General features: G+C 39.3%; 19 protein-coding genes and 1 pseudogene. All 20 read left to right on the top strand.

Translation table 11 applies throughout. From position 1 onward, the window contains the following. Positions 1–69: 69 nt before the first annotated feature. The 20 genes and pseudogenes from C5695_RS20705 (at position 70) to C5695_RS17670 (ending at position 17,226) form a co-directional block, all read left to right on the top strand. Entirely contained in the window at positions 70–651 is a 582-nt protein-coding gene (locus C5695_RS20705) for a ComF family protein (protein WP_336470382.1), read from the top strand. 56 nt (positions 652–707) lie between these two features. Beyond that, positions 708–1,127 (top strand): TIGR03826 family flagellar region protein, encoded by a 420-nt coding sequence (locus C5695_RS17755; protein ID WP_117732078.1) that lies wholly within the window; start codon positions 708–710, stop codon positions 1,125–1,127. 79 nt (positions 1,128–1,206) lie between these two features. Continuing rightward, positions 1,207–1,470, top strand: coding sequence for a flagellar biosynthesis anti-sigma factor FlgM (flgM, locus tag C5695_RS17750; RefSeq protein ID WP_117732076.1), 264 nt, complete (start codon positions 1,207–1,209; stop codon positions 1,468–1,470). A gap of 18 nt (positions 1,471–1,488) precedes the next feature. Then, the gene (locus C5695_RS17745) at positions 1,489–1,971 is read left to right on the top strand and encodes a flagellar protein FlgN (RefSeq protein ID WP_117732074.1); all 483 of its coding nucleotides are present in this window, start codon (positions 1,489–1,491) and stop codon (positions 1,969–1,971) included. Positions 1,972–1,986: 15 nt separating this feature from the next. Next, a complete protein-coding gene (gene flgK / locus C5695_RS17740) occupies positions 1,987–3,507 on the top strand; it encodes a flagellar hook-associated protein FlgK (protein WP_117732072.1) in 1,521 nt (506 codons plus the stop codon). Positions 3,508–3,516: 9 nt separating this feature from the next. Further along, positions 3,517–4,428 (top strand): flagellar hook-associated protein FlgL, encoded by a 912-nt coding sequence (gene flgL / locus C5695_RS17735; RefSeq protein WP_117732070.1) that lies wholly within the window; start codon positions 3,517–3,519, stop codon positions 4,426–4,428. Between the two features lie 48 nt (positions 4,429–4,476). Then, positions 4,477–5,055, top strand: coding sequence for a DUF6470 family protein (locus C5695_RS17730; protein WP_117732068.1), 579 nt, complete (start codon positions 4,477–4,479; stop codon positions 5,053–5,055). A 28-nt stretch (positions 5,056–5,083) separates the two neighbouring features. Continuing rightward, positions 5,084–5,518 (top strand): flagellar assembly protein FliW, encoded by a 435-nt coding sequence (gene fliW / locus C5695_RS17725; protein WP_117732066.1) that lies wholly within the window; start codon positions 5,084–5,086, stop codon positions 5,516–5,518. Continuing rightward, the gene (csrA, locus tag C5695_RS17720; RefSeq protein WP_117732064.1) at positions 5,512–5,736 is read left to right on the top strand and encodes a carbon storage regulator CsrA; all 225 of its coding nucleotides are present in this window, start codon (positions 5,512–5,514) and stop codon (positions 5,734–5,736) included. Before fliW ends, csrA begins: the two co-directional genes overlap by 7 nt. Positions 5,737–5,897: 161 nt before the next feature. After that, on the top strand, positions 5,898–6,239 hold the full coding sequence (flaG, locus tag C5695_RS17715) for a flagellar protein FlaG (protein ID WP_117732062.1): 342 nt from the start codon (positions 5,898–5,900) through the stop codon (positions 6,237–6,239). Between the two features lie 20 nt (positions 6,240–6,259). Continuing rightward, on the top strand, positions 6,260–7,789 hold the full coding sequence (locus C5695_RS17710) for a flagellar hook-associated protein 2 (RefSeq protein WP_117732060.1): 1,530 nt from the start codon (positions 6,260–6,262) through the stop codon (positions 7,787–7,789). 17 nt (positions 7,790–7,806) lie between these two features. Next, positions 7,807–8,211: a flagellar export chaperone FliS gene (gene fliS, locus C5695_RS17705; RefSeq protein WP_117732058.1), complete on the top strand. Its 405-nt coding sequence runs from the start codon at positions 7,807–7,809 to the stop codon at positions 8,209–8,211. Then, positions 8,208–8,549 carry a flagella biosynthesis regulatory protein FliT gene (fliT, locus tag C5695_RS17700; protein WP_117732056.1) on the top strand — a complete coding sequence of 114 codons (342 nt, stop codon included), beginning with the start codon at positions 8,208–8,210 and terminating at the stop codon, positions 8,547–8,549. The genes fliS and fliT overlap by 4 nt, the downstream gene beginning before the upstream one ends. 13 nt (positions 8,550–8,562) lie before the next feature. After that, positions 8,563–8,943, top strand: coding sequence for a DUF8042 domain-containing protein (locus C5695_RS17695; protein ID WP_034660137.1), 381 nt, complete (start codon positions 8,563–8,565; stop codon positions 8,941–8,943). A 33-nt stretch (positions 8,944–8,976) separates the two neighbouring features. After that, positions 8,977–9,723 (top strand): annotated as a pseudogene (locus C5695_RS21015) (HAMP domain-containing protein); the annotation flags it as partial. Beyond that, complete coding sequence (locus C5695_RS21010; RefSeq protein ID WP_410369210.1) at positions 9,715–10,662, top strand: methyl-accepting chemotaxis protein; 948 nt, start codon at positions 9,715–9,717, stop codon at positions 10,660–10,662. The pseudogene C5695_RS21015 and the gene C5695_RS21010, both read left to right, overlap by 9 nt. Positions 10,663–10,851: 189 nt before the next feature. Further along, entirely contained in the window at positions 10,852–11,415 is a 564-nt protein-coding gene (gene hpf / locus C5695_RS17685) for a ribosome hibernation-promoting factor, HPF/YfiA family (protein WP_024423608.1), read from the top strand. Positions 11,416–11,613: 198 nt separating this feature from the next. Continuing rightward, positions 11,614–14,139, top strand: a complete 2,526-nt coding sequence (secA, locus tag C5695_RS17680; RefSeq protein WP_117732052.1) for a preprotein translocase subunit SecA — start codon at positions 11,614–11,616, stop codon at positions 14,137–14,139. A 67-nt stretch (positions 14,140–14,206) separates the two neighbouring features. Further along, positions 14,207–15,308 (top strand): peptide chain release factor 2 gene (gene prfB, locus C5695_RS17675; protein WP_117732050.1). Its coding sequence is split into 2 segments (ribosomal slippage): positions 14,207–14,278 and positions 14,280–15,308, totalling 1,101 coding nucleotides; the frame shifts between segments, so codons are not numbered across the junction. Between the two features lie 124 nt (positions 15,309–15,432). Next, complete coding sequence (locus C5695_RS17670) at positions 15,433–17,226, top strand: M3 family oligoendopeptidase (RefSeq protein WP_117732048.1); 1,794 nt, start codon at positions 15,433–15,435, stop codon at positions 17,224–17,226. Positions 17,227–17,334 lie beyond the last annotated feature (108 nt).

The raw sequence follows: 17,334 nt of genomic DNA, 5'->3' as shown, positions 1-17,334 counted from the left end.
ACTTTTACATGGAAATCATTACTACTATTAAATGATAATCGTCTTTGTGTAGCATGTAAGCATCATCTAGTGAAAATTCAACAACCGATTTGTCCAACTTGCGGCAGGGCACAGTCAAATGATCATTTGTGTCTAGACTGTTCCATATGGAAAAACCGCTCTGACTCTCATCAAGTACTTGAGAAAAATAGATCTGTTTATGCTTACAACGATTTGATGAAAGATGTCCTTACACGCTTTAAATTTCGTGGTGATACGGCTTTAGCCGAGCTTTTTAAACGTGATGTACAAGTAGCCTTTAAGCGTTCCTTTTCATTCAAAGAATCTGTACTGATCCCAATTCCATTAAGTAATGATAGGCTAAAGGAAAGAGGATTTAATCAGTCCGTCATACTTGCTTCTTTGATTGGTCAGCCCATATTGCAACCACTTGTAAAAGTACATCAAAGCAAGCAGTCCAAGAAAAAGAAACATGAACGCTTACATCAAAAAGGAATGTTTCAAATTAAGCAGACAGATGGGATTGTACAAAGGAATATCATTTTAATTGACGATATCTATACAACGGGGGCGACTATTTATGATGCGGCAAGAATTTTAAAAGAAGCAGGTGCCAAAAGTGTTTCCTCTTTTACGTTGATTCGTAGTTAAAAATTATGATAATTAACCGATAATAAGAAAAGAAAATAACGTAAGGGGTTTTGGTTATGAATCAATTGGCAAACTGTCCACAATGTAATCAGCTATTTCTAAAAACCACCATCCAAACGGTTTGTAACAAATGCTTCGAAGAAGAAGAACGTTCTTTTGATATCGTTTATAAATTCTTGAGAAAGCAAAGTAATAGACAATCAACCATTGCTGAAATAGTAGATGCAACAGAAGTTGATGAAGAATTAATTTTGAAATTTATTCGTTTGAAAAGACTTCAAATTAGTCAATTTCCGAATATTAACTATCCTTGTGAAAGATGTGGCAAACCGATCAGGAAAAACAAGCTGTGCAGCCAATGTGAACAGGATATTCATTCGCAAATCAGCCAAATGAACCAAGAAGATGAGCGTAAAAGGGAGATTGAATCTAGGAAAAAAGACACCTATTATGCCATTAATCCTAAAAACGACTGATTCCCTAAACTAAGTTGCAGTTTGGTCGATAAAATGGATAGAATCAAGACAGACTGTAACGGAAAGCGAGAGGAATCCCGTGAAAATTAATCGATATGGAACACAACCAGTAAATCCTTACAAGAAAACATATGAGAAACAAACGTTGCAATCAAATCAAGCAAAATCAACTGATAAAGTCGAAATTTCTAAAAAGGCAATCGAGATGCAAAAGGTGCCGAGTATTATGAAAGAACGTCAAGATAAAATAGAACAAATTAAAAAAAGCATTGAAGCCGGAACATATCAAGTAGATACAAAAGGCATAGCAGATAAAATGCTCAATTTTTATAAACAACAATAACAAAAGGGAGTAGCGTGAATGTCAGTTAAAATAATTATTGAAGAGCTGCATCGTCTCTATGGATTGCATGAACAGCTTTTAGAGCTGTCAAAGGATAAAACAGAAATACTGAAAAGTAATGAGATTAATGCTCTTTCAGAGGTTCTGAATTTAGAGCAAAAATATATTCAGGCCATTTCTCAATTAGAAGAAAAACGTATTGAAGCGACAGTTCAATTTTTGCAAAATGATCAACCGCCAACCATCACCGCGTGTATCGAAAAGGCTGAAGGTACGGATCAAGAAGAGCTCATTTCGTTATATGACAAATTAAATGACATCATGGTGGAACTGAAAGATGTAAATGAACTGAACAAACAGCTCATCCAGCAGTCACTTCAATTTATTTCACTGACATTCGATCTCGTTAACCCTAACAAAGAAAATATGAATTACGGACAAAATGGTCTTGAGAGTTCAAAGCCTAAACAGCAGAGGGCTTTGTTTGATTCAAAGGCGTAAACAAGGAGGATAACAATGGGTTCTACATTCATGGGACTAGAAACGGCAAAAAGAGGAATCACAGCCCAACGTGCAGGGCTTTATGTCACATCAAACAACGTCTCCAATGCAAATACGGATGGCTACTCAAGACAAAGAGTTACCTTTAAAGCAGATAATCCTTATCCAGTCATTTCAGTTTATGACGGCAAGACGTATGGTCAAATGGGGACAGGTGTCCAAGTTGGAACTGTAGAAAGAATTAGAGACAGCTTTTTAGATCTGCAATTCAGAGATCATAACAACAACTTGTCTTACTACTCAGCAAAGTCTGATGCCCTTTCACAAATGGAGGGGGTTATGAATGATTTGACGGATGAAGGCTTGAACAGAGCTTTTGATAACCTTTGGAAATCATTACAGGTCTTATCAGAATCAAAAAATGCTGATACAGCTTCTGCGCGTACAGTTGTTAAAACAAGTGCACAGGCTTTAGTAGATCAATTCCGTCTACTTAATTCTTCTTTAACAACGATACAAAAGAATTTAAAAACAGAACTTGATTCAACAGCCAAAAATGTGAACACTATTTTATCTCAAATAGATGAAGTGAACAAACAGATTGCAACCGTTGAGCCAAATGGATACCTTCCGAACGATCTTTATGATACGCGTGATGCTTTGGTGGATCAATTATCTTCACTTGTTGATATTAAGGTGAGCTATAATCCTTCTGGCGGTAATGCACTTAAAATTGCTGAAGGAACTGTCAACATCGACATTATCGGTGCAAATGGACAAACTGCTGGGACGATTTTGAATGGTATTACGAACGAAAAGTCTGAGTTGCAACTTTCCTATGATAATACGACGGGACTTGTTAACTCACTTCAATTCGGAACAACAACCATTGCAGCTGATCAGCTGCAAGTGAATGGTAAGGTGAAAGCACTTGTGGAGGCTTATGGCTACATGTCAAATGGTGCTGAACAAGGTATGTATCCAGATATGCTAGCAGAGCTAGATGAAGTAGCACAAGTATTCATGGATACTTTTAACGATGTGCATAAGCAAGGATATACGTTAGATGGCACAAGTGGACAAGACTTCTTTGATATTGAGAATAACAATGAATTGAATAAAGGCTTAGCAGCGCGTATTAAAGTGAGCGATGTCATTTTAGCATCAACAGATAATATTGCAGCGTCTCTCAATCAAACACAAGGTGACGGTTCGAATGCTACGAAATTAGCAAATATACAAGACTTAAAGTTACCAATTGGCGGCAATACAACGACGATTCAAGATTACTATCAAAATGTCATTGCTGAAATGGGAATACAAGGGAAAAAGAATATGACGCTCGAAAGCAGTTCAGCAGCTCTTGTTAATTCAGCCAATGAACGGAGAATGTCAACGAGTTCTGTTTCCATTGATGAGGAAATGACGAATATGATCCAATTCCAGCATGCATATAATGCAGCGGCGAGAATTATGACATTACAAGATGAAGTATTGGATAAAGTCATCAACGGCATGGGTGTCGTAGGAAGGTAGGGTTAACTAATGCGAGTCACACAAGGTATGATTTCTCAAAACTCACTTCGCAACATTAGTAAAAGTTATGAAAAGCTTTCTAAAATTAATGAGCAGGCACAGTCAGGAAAACGTTTCACTAAAACGTCCGATGATCCTGTTGCAGCAGTAAAAAGCCTTCAATATAGTACTGCTATGTTTAGAAATGAACAATATCAAAAAAACTTAAATGAAGCACAAAACTGGATTGATACTTCTGAAACAAGTGTTACTGAAATCATTGATATCATGTCAAATGTACGTGATAAAGTGCTTGATGCGGCTAACGGGACAAAGCAGCCCGAAGATTTAGCAGCTGTCGGAGTAGAAATTGGTCAGATGAAAAAACAAATCATTGATGCGATGAACACTCAGATGTTAGGTAAGTTTGTATTTAATGGAACAAATACAAATGTCAAACCAGTTGTCGAGAACGCAGATGGTACGTTTACATTTAACTTTGAAAACTATACAGATGCTGATACTGTTCAATCGAACATTTCTGATGGTATCACTTTAAATGTGAACTCAAATCCAATCGCAGCGTTTGGTGGACAGTCTGCCAGCGGCCAAAATGTGATCGAAATGCTAACGGATTTAGAAAACTCATTGAAAAATGGAACGTTCCCGAATTCTGATGATGCGTTAGGAAGTATCGATGCGTTTAAAGAAGTAATGAGTGCCGAGCGCTCGGATCTAGGAGCTCGTTCAAATCGTATTGACTTAGTTGACAGCCGTTTGACTTCACAATTCGAAGTATTGAAAAATGCTAAATCAGATAATGAAGACGTTGAAAGTGAGAAAGCGATTCTTGATCTTCTTCAACAAGAGACGGTGAATAGAGCTGCTCTAGCGACAACAGCTAAAGTCATTCAGCCAACACTTGTTGATTTCTTAAGATAATAAAAAGCATCCGTCGGGTGCTTTTTTGCATCATGGAGGTGAACCTATATGCAAATCCCTAGATTGTTAATGCAGCAAACCTATGCAAAGCTGCAAATGTCGACAACTCCTTCCCGGCAAGAAGTAGAGCAGCCAAGAGCGGACCTTGAGATTCAGCAGCCTAGAGCTGTCATGAGTATCAAAAGGACACCATCAAAACTAACAATAGATCAATCTGAGGCATTTGCCGATATGGATATCAAGTCGATTTTTAGACGTTCTGAGGAATGGGCTGCTGAAGGAAAACGTGCTGTTGGAGAAGGAATGGGCAGAAGAGCAGAAGAAGGAAGTGAACTCATCAAGATCGAGAATGGTGGGAGTGCGATAGCTGAATTTGCCAAGATCAATGGCAGCCCTCCAGCTAAACAATTCAACATCGGCGTGATTCCTTCATTCTTTAGTGTGAAAATTCACTATCAGCCATCTGAGGTTGAAATTGATGTCGAGCCTCAAAAAGCTATTATAGAGGCAACACCTCATAAACCAATTGTTAACTACCAGCCAGGCAAGGTCAATATTGATATGTTACAATACCCAGATTTAAAAATAGAAGTTGACGAAACAGGCCAAAATGGTGATAAGGTATAGTTAAGAAAAATGAAAAAGGTCGTGAATTATGATCATTCAAACAAAATACCATGGCGAAGTGACAATTAAAGAGGAGCAAATTATTAACTTCTCTAATGGAATACCAGGATTTCTGGATCAAAAACAGTTTGTCATTTTACCTTTATCAGAAGAATCTCCATTTTTAGTTCTTCAATCATTGAAAAACGCAGAGTTAGGCTTTATTGTCAGCAGTCCATTTTTATTTTTCAATCAATATGAATTCGACCTGGACGAAACGGTCGTTGATATTTTGGGAGTAGAAGATGCCAATGACGTGGAAGTAATGGTGATCTTAACAATGGAATCTTCTATTGAAAAAACGACAGCCAATTTAAGAGCGCCTATTATTGTGAACCGGAAAAACATGAAAGCCAAGCAAGTGATTTTGCATGATTCAGCCTATCATACAAAACATTTGTTAGAGGTGGCATCCTCATGTTAGTTCTATCTCGTAAAATAAACCAGTCGATTCAAATAGGCGATGATATTGAAATCAAGGTAATTTCAATCGAAGGCGATCAAGTGAAAATCGGTATTGAGGCTCCTAAGCACATTGATATTCACAGGAAAGAAGTGTACCTGTCTATTCAAGAAGAGAACAGTCGTGCTGCAAGCTTATCTCTAGATCTACTCTCTCAATTATCCTCACAAAAAAAGTGAGGATTTTTTTATCTGATTCAGCTTTCCTTCTCCGTGTGAAAGCGTTCCGATATGGGCGTTTATAATTTATATGAAACTTTAACAAATCTGTCCATCTATATTTAATTTGAAAATTCAAAGCCGATATAAAAGATAGATTAAAGCACAGGAGCTGAATAACTATGTCTGTTGGTAAGTTGACATCACTAGAGCCAATTATCGATGCATTTCAAACCCGTGTTTCTAATAGCCAGAATGACAATGTAAACTCAGAATTACAAGCAAATGGTAAGGTCGTTTCAAAAGAAGAAATTGAAAAAACGCTTCAAGGAGCAAACAAGCTCATTGAACCTACTCAATTTCATCTTCAATTTGAATTACATGAAAAGCTCAATGAATATTATGTAAAAGTCGTAGATAATCAAACAGAAGAAGTCATTAGAGAAATTCCTTCTAAGGAATGGCTTGATTTCTATGCGGCAATGACAGAAATTGTCGGTTTATTTGTAGATAAAAGAATGTAAATGAAGGGAGAACAATAACAATGGTTAATCGAATTACTGGATTTTCAAATGTATTTGATATCGATGAAATCGTATCAAAACTCATGAAAACAGAACAAGCACCACTTGATAAAATGACACGTCAGAAACAAACACTTGAATGGCAAAGAGACAGCTATCGCGAGGTGAACACGAAAGTCAAAGAATTAGATGATTTGATCAACAGTTTAAACTTAACGCGCCCAAGTACATATGGCGCCAAAAAAGTGACAAGCTCAAATGAAGCTGCTGTCACAGCAACTGGATCAACAAATGCCGCCTCTGGCTCGATTAATGTGACTCAATTAGCGACAGCTTCCGTATTCAAATCGTCAGGTACATCTGGATTTACTGCTTCAAACGGTACGTTTACGTTTGAGGTGACGACACCAGATTCTACGACACCCAAAACAGTGACCATTAATACCACTGATACAGATACCCTTGATTCAATCGTGACTAAATTGAACAGCTCTCAGCTAGGTGTCACGGCTTATAAAGGCCAAATCTTTGATGGAACCAATTACGTGGATACGATCGCTCTAACTTCGCGTACGACTGGTGAAGGTGTCAGTATTAAGGCTACGGATGGCAATTCTGCTTCATTTTTAACGCAATTAGGCTTCCAAGTGGATGGAGATAACAAATTAGTTGCCACCACTCAAGGGCAGAAAGCGCAATACGAAATTAATGGTCTCAAAATGGAAAATAACAATAATACCTTCACGCAGGCGGGTATCACATATGAGCTTAAAGGAACAACAGATAAGCCTGTCAGCTTGAACGTTTCAACAGATGTCGATGCCATCTTTGATAAAATTCAACAATTCGTTAATAAATACAACGAACTTGTTGAACTGGTCAATGGTAAAGTGAATGAAAAACGAAATAGAGACTATCAGCCATTAACGGCTGAAGAGAAAAAAGCCATGTCTGAAAAAGAAATTGAGTTATGGGAAACAACAGCTAAATCGGGCTTGCTGAGAAGTGATTCCATTTTACGAGGTGGTGCCTCTAAAATAAGAAGTGATTTTTATGCTGATATTACGACAAGTGATGGGAATAAAATTCACATGACACAAATCGGTATTTCTACTTCATCCTCGTATAAAGATGGCGGGAAGCTTGAATTAGTTAAGGATATGAATGGCGTAGAGAAATTAAGAAAAGCCATTGAAGAAGACCCGCAGAAGGTCAGTCAAATGTTTATCTCAGGTTCGTTAAATGTGGATTCAAAAGATCAAGATAAAGCGCAGCAGCAATATAAAGAACAAGGAATCATTCATCGTGTCAAAAATTCATTATCAGCCTTCACGAAGAGCATTCAAACAAAGGCTGGAAGCACAACGATGGAATTAAAGGAATATGGACTTGGTAAAGACCTTGATTCTTTGACAAAACGAATGGATACATTCCAAGACCGCTTAAAAATGGTAGAAGCCCGTTACTACAAAAAGTTTAACGCCATGGATAGTGCAATTCAAAAGCTAAACAACCAATCTGGCTATCTTTCTCAACTGCTTGGACAATAATTGGAGGTTTATAACATATGGCAATTCAGAACCCTTATGCCGCCTATCAGAAAAATTCTATTGAGACTGCAACACCTGCCGAGTTGACGCTTATGCTTTATGAAGGCTGCTTAAAGTTCATTAGACTCGCGAAGTATGCCATTCAAAAAGAGGATGCAGAAACGAGAAATGTGAACCTGAAAAAGGCTCAAAACATCATTCAAGAATTAAATGTCACCTTAAATCGCTCTTATGACGTATCAAAGAGTATGGCAAGTATGTATGATTACATTTACCGCAGACTGATTGAAGCCAACCTTCAAAATGACGAAGAGATACTGATTGAAGTAGAGCAATACGTGACTGATTTCCGAGATGCTTGGAAGGAAGTCATTCAAACTGATCGAAAAGGGCGTCACCACTCTATCGGGGGATCTTTATGAGTATTGTGGATCAGCTTCGTGACCAAACATTAAAAATGGCAGCCGAAATAGCGGCAAATCCGCAAAGTGACTCGCTTGTTGAAGACTTTGATGCCTTTTTAATTGAGAGAGACGAATTAATGAGAGGTATCCAGCATGAGCTGACGGATCAAGAAAAAGAAAAAATCAAAGAAATCATTCAAACAGATCAACAGATGGCGAAGCAATTAACCGTGATCCAAAATGGGATTAAAGCAGATATCCAAGCCATTCAAAGAAAGAAAACGAAACAGCTGAATTACCAAAATCCATACCAGCCTATGACAAGTGACGGCGTATACTACGATAAACGGAAATAATTAGGTGAGACATGTGGCGTATCGTTCAGATGACTATATTTTATTAACCACATATTATGAACTTCTATATACGATAGAAGAAAGTCTAAAATATTTAGATGAAATTGAGAAGGATTTTGCTAAGACAGAAGGGGATCGGATCTTTAATGATCTGATCCACGCCTTCTTTCATTTAGAAACAACACATCCCCTTCTGCTTTCAATTATTGAAAATGAGCACTTTGCCAAAACGATTCGTTCGTTTGATCAAATATTTTTAAGTTTCGATATACTAGCTTTCTATACATTCCCTTCAATACACTTCCAATCATTCCTTACATCATATTTTATACCTGAATATAGAAAGTGGATGGATGAAATACATGCCTGTATGAGGCCGTATGTCATTCATTAATTTTTGTTCAATTCAGACCATTCGGAGGACATTATGAGACTAAAAAATCAATTTTTGTTTGGGCTTATTGTCATATGTGTATTGTTTGTCAGTATTTTAGGATTCTCAAGCTATATCTATTACAAAACAGATCAATCCTATAAGACGCTTCTTAGCAAAGAGGTGAAGCTTTATCAGACCTCATTGGAATTAGAGACGCTTCTGCAAAAGCAGGAAGCGCAAATTAAAACATATGTGGTCGTGCAAGATGCTGAAAATTTACAGAAGATTGAGCAAACATATGAAGATATTAATAAGAAAACTACTGAAGCTTCTAAAATGAGCACTGCAAAACAAGCAAAAAATCTATTAGAACAAATCTCAGAAAAAAATTATCTCTACTACACCTCAACGAATCGATTATTTAATTCATTGAATATGCAAAATCAAAAAGAATTCAACACACGCCTCACTCAAGAGCTACAGCCTATCGAACAAGAAATACATACCTTTACAAAAGAATTTGCTCAAACTCAGTTGAAACAACGTGACCAAAAAATCAATCAGCTTAATCAAGATAGTAATCAATTACTATTCACACTTATTCTAGTCAGTGCCGTCATTATTGTTGGCTTTTTGTTGATTGGAACCAGATTCGTTCATCGTATGACAAAACCGATCGTATCGGTCACAAATGCCGCGAGAAGAATGGCAGACGGTGATCTCACACTTGAAGAGATTGAAGTGACCTCTAAAAATGAGATTGGTCAACTCGGTACCGCTTTTAATCAAATGACGGCGCATTTGCGTCAGCTCATTTTACAGGTGCAAAACGGATCAAGACAATTAGCTGATTCAGCTGCTCAGTTTGAGGAAACCATTCATCAAACCATATCGGCTAGTGAGCAGACGTCTAGTTCGATTGAACAGGTCGGAGAAGCTTCACGTGAACAATCAGATGCAGTCGGAAAGGTAGCTTCTGCGATTCAAGAAGTCTCGACTGGTATGCAAAATACAGCCGAACACACATCCAATGTTTCGGGTCACTCAATTTCAGTGACTGAAAAGGCTGAAGAGGGTGCAGCTCTTATTCAGCAATTTGTGAAGCAAATGAGCTCTATAAAAGATTCTGTGAATGAGCACCATTCTACAATGGCCAATGTACAAGCACAGTTTACGGGTATTCAAGATCTGTTAGGTCATATCCATGCCATTGCTGACCAGACGAATTTACTTGCTTTAAATGCTGCGATTGAAGCGGCAAGAGCAGGAGAACATGGAAGAGGCTTTGCCGTTGTAGCAGATGAGGTGAGAAAGCTGGCGGAAGAGTCCGGTCAGCTGACAGATCAAATTGGGCAATTACTCGCGAATGTGAACAAAGATACGGAAAGATCCTCACAATCAATGACAAAGGTTGAGCGAGATGTAGCAGAAGGTGTGAAAGTCTCGCAATTGTCTGAACAGAGCTTTCATGAAATTCTGGAATCGATCCGTGATATCTCAATGAAAGCAGAGGAGCTTTCAGCCACTGCGGAGCAAATTTCAGCGAGTACAGAGGAAATCTCTCAGACGGTTGGAGTCATTGAAGAAGGAGCCAAACGCAATTCAGAAGAGACGGAGTACATGTCTGCGGCTGTTGAAGAATCATTGGCGGCAAATGAAGAGATGAAAGCAGCGGCGGAGGATTTAAAAACTTTGTCTCATTCGCTGAAAACATCGATTTCTTCTTTCACCATTTAAATGTGAACTGGTCTTTTTCAAGAACCAGCCGAATATATATTCATCACCTATCAAGCAACAGTTGAAGCACCGCAAAATTCGACAAATTTCAATAAATATTCACATTTTTTTTACGTTTGAGCAGGAGAAAAGGAGGGAAAAGTAGAAATAGGTTTACATATCCTTAATTTTAAAGGAGGCGTTCTTTACATGAATTACAATGTCAGAGGCGAAAACATCGACGTAACACCTGCACTAAGAGATCATGTCGAGAAAAAAATTGGAAAGCTGGAGCGTTATTTTGAGACAGACGTAGATGCTTCAGTCAACGTGAACTTGAAGTTTTATAACGATCAAGAATCTAAAGTTGAGGTTACCATTCCAATGACTGATCTAGCACTTCGAGCTGAGGTGCATAATGAAGATATGTACAATGCAGTAGACCTAGCAGCCAGTAAATTAGAACGTCAAATTCGAAAACACAAAACAAAAGTAAACCGTAAGTTCCGCGAGCAGGGTGCTAAAAAACACTTATTTGCCGGAGGAAATGGAACGGCTGAAGTAGCTGTTCAAGATGATGAAGAAATTGATGAAACAGAAATCGTCAGACAAAAACGTTTCAACTTAAAACCGATGGATAGCGAAGAGGCCATTCTTCAAATGAACATGTTAGGTCATAGTTTCTTTGTTTTCACAAATGCAGAGACAAATTTGACCAATGTGGTTTATCGCCGAAATGATGGAAAATATGGACTCATTGAGCCAAACGCTTAAACATCTGCTTATACTGATCTAAAACAACCTAAAAAAAGTAAACCCGTTCCCTTGATGAGGGGGCGGGTTTTTTGTGGGAAATCATTGCAAATTCTTTGGAAATGAAAGAAGGTATGGTATGATAAATGCAGGTAAATATGGACCTGTCAAACTTTTGGACATGCCGAAAAATTGCATGAAATAGAGGAGCGTTATTATATGCTTGGAATCTTAAATAAAGTGTTTGATCCTACGAAACGTACGATCAGCCGATATGAAAAAAAGGCAAATGAAATCGAAGCTCTCGCTCAAGATTTCGAGAAATTATCTGACGAGGCTTTACGAAATAAAACGATCGAATTGAAAGAAAAACTTGAAAAAGGACAATCCGTGGATGACCTGCTGGTTGAAGCATTTGCAACGGTTCGCGAGGCATCACGCCGCGTGACAGGAATGTTCCCATTTAAGGTGCAGCTCATGGGGGGGATTGCGCTTCACGAAGGCAATATCTCTGAGATGAAAACAGGTGAAGGTAAAACGTTGACATCAACAATGCCTGTTTATTTAAATGCTCTGTCTGGAAAAGGCGTCCACATTGTGACAGTCAACGAATACTTGGCAAGCCGTGATGCAGAGGAAATGGGCAAGATTTTTGAATTTCTTGGGTTAACGGTTGGCCTAAACTTAAACAGCTTAGATAAAGATGAAAAAAGAGAAGCGTATGCAGCTGATATCACGTATTCAACAAACAATGAACTTGGCTTTGACTATTTACGAGATAATATGGTGTTGTACAAAGAGCAGATGGTTCAAAGACCGCTTCATTATGCCGTAATCGATGAGGTTGACTCCATTTTAATTGATGAAGCGAGAACACCTCTTATCATTTCTGGACAGGCTGCGAAATCAACAAAACTTTATGTACAAGCAAATGCTTTTGTTCGTACGTTAAAAGTAGAAGATGATTTCACTTATGATATTAAAACCAAAAGCGTCCAGCTGACTGAAAGTGGAATGACAAAGGCGGAAAAAGCATTCGGCATCGAGAACTTATTTGATGTCAAGCATGTCGCGCTGAACCATCATATCGCTCAGGCGCTGAAGGCACATGTTGCGATGCAAAAAGATGTGGATTATGTCGTTGAAGAAGGTCAAGTCGTTATTGTCGACTCTTTCACGGGTCGTTTAATGAAAGGCCGCCGCTATAGTGAAGGCCTTCATCAAGCCATCGAGGCAAAAGAAGGTCTCGAGGTACAGAACGAGAGCATGACTCTTGCAACGATTACGTTCCAGAACTATTTCCGTATGTATGAAAAGTTGTCTGGGATGACCGGTACAGCGAAAACGGAGGAAGAAGAATTCCGTAACATTTACAACATGCAGGTTGTGACGATCCCGACCAATAAACCAGTGGTACGTGATGATAGACCTGATTTAATTTACCGCACAATGGAGGGTAAATTTAAAGCAGTGGCTGAGGATGTAGCGCAGCGCTACATGATAGGGCAGCCAGTTCTTGTCGGAACAGTAGCGGTTGAAACATCTGAGCTCATTTCAAAGCTGCTTAAAAATAAAGGAATTCCTCATCAAGTGTTAAATGCGAAAAACCATGAGCGTGAAGCACAAATTATTGAAGAGGCTGGTCAAAAAGGTGCCGTCACGATTGCGACAAACATGGCAGGACGTGGTACGGATATCAAGCTTGGCGAAGGCGTGAAAGAGCTTGGCGGTCTAGCTGTTATTGGGACAGAGCGTCATGAATCACGCCGTATTGATAACCAGCTTCGTGGACGTTCTGGTCGTCAAGGAGACCCGGGGATTACTCAATTCTATCTGTCCATGGAAGATGAATTGATGCGCCGATTTGGAGCCGAACGGACAATGGCGATGCTTGACCGCTTTGGCATGGATGACTCTACACCCATTCAAAGTAAGATGGTATCTAAAGCCGTTGAATCATCTCAAAAACGCGTTGAGGGGAACAACTTTGATTCCCGTAAGCAGCTTCTGCAATATGACGATGTACTTCGTCAACAACGTGAAGTGATCTACAAACAGCGATTTGAAGTCATCGATTCCGATAACTTAAAATCAATTGTGATCAACATGATTCAATCTTCAATTGAGCGGGCTGTCGGATCTTATACACCGAAAGAAGAGCTTCCTGAAGAGTGGAAACTAGATGGGCTTGTTGAATTGATCAACACGAACTATTTAGATGAAGGAGCCATTTCGGTTAAAGATATTTACGGTAAGGAAGCAGATGAAATTACCTCCTTCATCATGGATCGTATTAAAGAAAAATACGATGCAAAAGAAGAAGCATTTGGCGAAGAACAAATGCGAGAATTTGAAAAAGTCATCGTTCTTCGTGCGGTGGATTCAAAGTGGATGGATCATATCGATGCAATGGATCAGCTGCGTCAAGGAATTCATTTACGTGCGTACGCACAAACGAATCCGCTTCGTGAGTATCAAATGGAAGGATTCGCGATGTTTGAGCATATGGTCGCTTCAATCGAAGATGATGTAGCCAAATATGTCTTGAAATCAGAAATCCAAAACAACCTAGAACGTGAAGAAGTTGTTCAAGGTCAAACAACTGCTCATCAGCCTCAGGAGGGCGATGAGGAGAAGACAGTGAAAAAGAAGCCGGTACGTAAAGTCGTAGATATTGGTCGAAACTCACCATGTCATTGCGGAAGCGGTAAGAAATATAAAAATTGTCATGGGAAGACAGAATAAGTAATGGAAAGAGGTGAAAACCTCTTTCTATTCATGTTAGCCCCCATACATCTATGAGGTGAAGGATATGGAATTAGTAGAAATTAGACAAGAGCTTGAAAATATGGCTAGCAGGCTAGCTGATTTTAGGGGGTCTCTTTGACCTCGAAACAAAGGAAGCCAAAATCGCAGAACTAGAAGCGACGATGTCAGAGGCTGATTTCTGGAACGATCAGCAAAAGGCGCAGGGTGTTATTAATGAAGCCAATGCACTGAAGGACTATGTGAATTCATACCATGAGCTCAGTGAATCTCACGAAGAGCTGCAAATGACACATGACTTATTAAAAGAAGATTATGATGAGGAGCTTCATACTGAACTTGAAAAAGAGCTCAAGAACTTAACAAAGCAGTTTAATGAGTTTGAGCTGCAGCTTCTCTTAAGTGAACCATATGATAAAAACAATGCCATTCTTGAGCTTCACCCTGGTGCAGGTGGTACTGAATCACAGGACTGGGGTTCCATGCTTTTGAGAATGTATACTCGCTGGGCAGAGCGTAGAGGCTTTAAGGTTGAAACGCTTGATTATCTTCCAGGGGATGAAGCAGGAATTAAGTCTGTGACATTACTGATTAAAGGACATAACGCTTACGGCTATTTAAAAGCAGAAAAAGGTGTCCATCGTTTGGTCCGTATTTCTCCGTTTGATTCATCTGGCCGCAGGCATACATCGTTCGTTTCCTGTGATGTAATGCCAGAATTTAATGAAGAAATTGATATCGATATTCGTACAGAGGATATTAAGGTGGATACGTATCGCGCAAGTGGTGCAGGTGGTCAGCACGTCAATACGACGGACTCTGCGGTTCGTATCACACACATCCCAACAAATGTCGTCGTGACTTGCCAAACAGAAAGGTCACAAATCAAAAACAGAGATCGTGCGATGAAAATGCTGAAATCGAAACTTTATCAAAAACGGATCGAAGAACAGCAAGCTGAATTGGATGAAATTAGAGGAGAGCAGAAAGAAATTGGCTGGGGAAGTCAAATTCGCTCTTACGTATTCCACCCATATTCTCTTGTGAAAGACCATCGAACCAATACGGAGATGGGAAATGTTCAAGCGGTCATGGATGGAGATTTAGATTCATTTATCGATGCTTACTTACGTTCGAAATTATCATAAAAACTCGGCTTCTTGCCGGGTTTTTTTAATTGTGAGAAAATATAATGAATATAAAGGAATACATACGCCATACTGACTCTATATCCTTTGTATGATGAAATTAGCAAATAAAGGGGGAAATATTTTGGGATTAACACCATTACAAGAGACGTGGGATTTAGATGCCTTTTTTAAAGGAGGCAGTTCTTCACCAGAATTTAAGGCATACCTGCAAAACATTCAGGAGCTATTAGATGAATTACGACAAAAGGTCGATGCCTTTTCAAAAGAAGATACACACATTGAAAGCAAATTAACGTCAGTCCTTGACTCGTATGAAACGACATATAAAAAACTGTCTCAAGCAGGTTCATTTGTATCCTGTCTTCAATCGCAAAACACAAAGGATATGAAGGCTGGCAGTCTTCGGGGTACGATTGCCAAACTTGAAGCGGATTTAGGAACGATTCTTGCGCTGTTTGATCAAGCGCTTGCTGCTATCGCTCCTAGCAAATGGGAAGAACTCATCAATTCAGCAGCCTTTTCAGATGTTCGCTACATATTAAATGAACGCAGAGAGCGCGTGAAGGATCAATTGCCTGTTGAACAAGAAACGCTGATTCAAAAGTTAGCTGTAGATGGCTATCATGCGTGGGATGAGCTTTATTCTAGCTTGGTGAATAAGATTACCATTCCATTTGAACAAAATGGTGAAACGCATATGATCTCCGTCGGCCAAGCAGAAAATGCGATGGATGATTCAGATCGTGAAGTCAGAAAGACCGTATATCATAACTTAGAGCACGCATGGACGCAGGATGAACATCTATTTGCTAGCACACTCAACCATCTGGCTGGTTTTCGTTTACAAGTGTATGAAGCAAGAGGCTGGGATCATATTTTAAAAGAGCCGCTTGATATTTGCCGCATGAAACAAGAAACCCTTGATGCGATGTGGGCTGTGATTGATGAACATAAGCAGCCATTCATTGATTACTTATACCGAAAAGCTGACATGCTTGGAGTTGATAAGCTGAGCTGGTTCGATGTTGGAGCTCCTATTGGCAGTGAGACCAAAATCTATCCGTACCAAGAAGCAGCTGCTTTTATTGTGAAGCATTTCGCTGGATTTGGGGAAGAGCTTGCTGCCTTTACGGAAAAAGCCTTTAATGAACGCTGGGTAGAAGCTGAGGATCGTCCGAACAAACGAGTAGGCGGTTTTTGTACAAATTTCCCTGATAGCGGAGAGTCACGCATTTTTATGACCTTCTCAGGAAGTCCATCCAATGTGGCAACACTCGCCCATGAGCTTGGTCATTCGTTCCATCAGGAAGTGATGCAGGATGTGCGCATTCTCAATCGGAAATATGCGATGAATGTAGCTGAAACAGCGTCGACCTTCGCAGAAATGATTGTAGCGGATGCGTCATTAAAAGAAGCGGCAAATGAAGAGGAGCGTCTAAGCTTGTTAGAAGATAAGCTGCAACGGAGTGTGGCATTTTTCATGAACATTCAATCTCGTTTCTTATTTGAACAGCGCTTCTATGAAGAGCGTAAACAAGGAGAAGTGCCAGCTGATCGCTTGAATGAGCTGATGGTAGAAGCGCAGAAGGAAGCCTTCGGTGACTCTTTAGAAGAATACCATCCGCATTTCTGGGCGTCTAAGCTGCATTTCCATATCACGGGTGTACCGTTTTATAATTTCCCATACACATTTGGTTACATGTTTTCTCTGGGAATTTATGCAAAAGCCTTGCAGGCAGGTACTTCATTTGAAGAGAAGTACATTGCATTATTGAAGGATACCGCTTCAATGACTGTAGAAGATTTAGCTTATAAACATCTAGGCGTCGACCTGACCCAAAAAGCCTTTTGGGAAGAAGCTATTGGCTTGGCCGTAGCAGATGCTGAGGAGTTTTTAGAAGCGACGAAAAAGTAAAAAATGAAAAGTGAGCTTTAGATTGTTGACAAAGGGTTAAAATGATCTTTATTTTAGTCCTTTGTCTTCTTTCAGCGTGATAGAAAACCTTTGAAGCCTAGGAAAGAC

The organism is Bacillus pumilus (assembly GCF_003431975.1).
Classification (GTDB): domain Bacteria; phylum Bacillota; class Bacilli; order Bacillales; family Bacillaceae; genus Bacillus; species Bacillus pumilus_N.
Note: the sequence above shows the minus strand (reverse complement) of the source record. Positions and strands in the feature narration are given on the sequence as shown.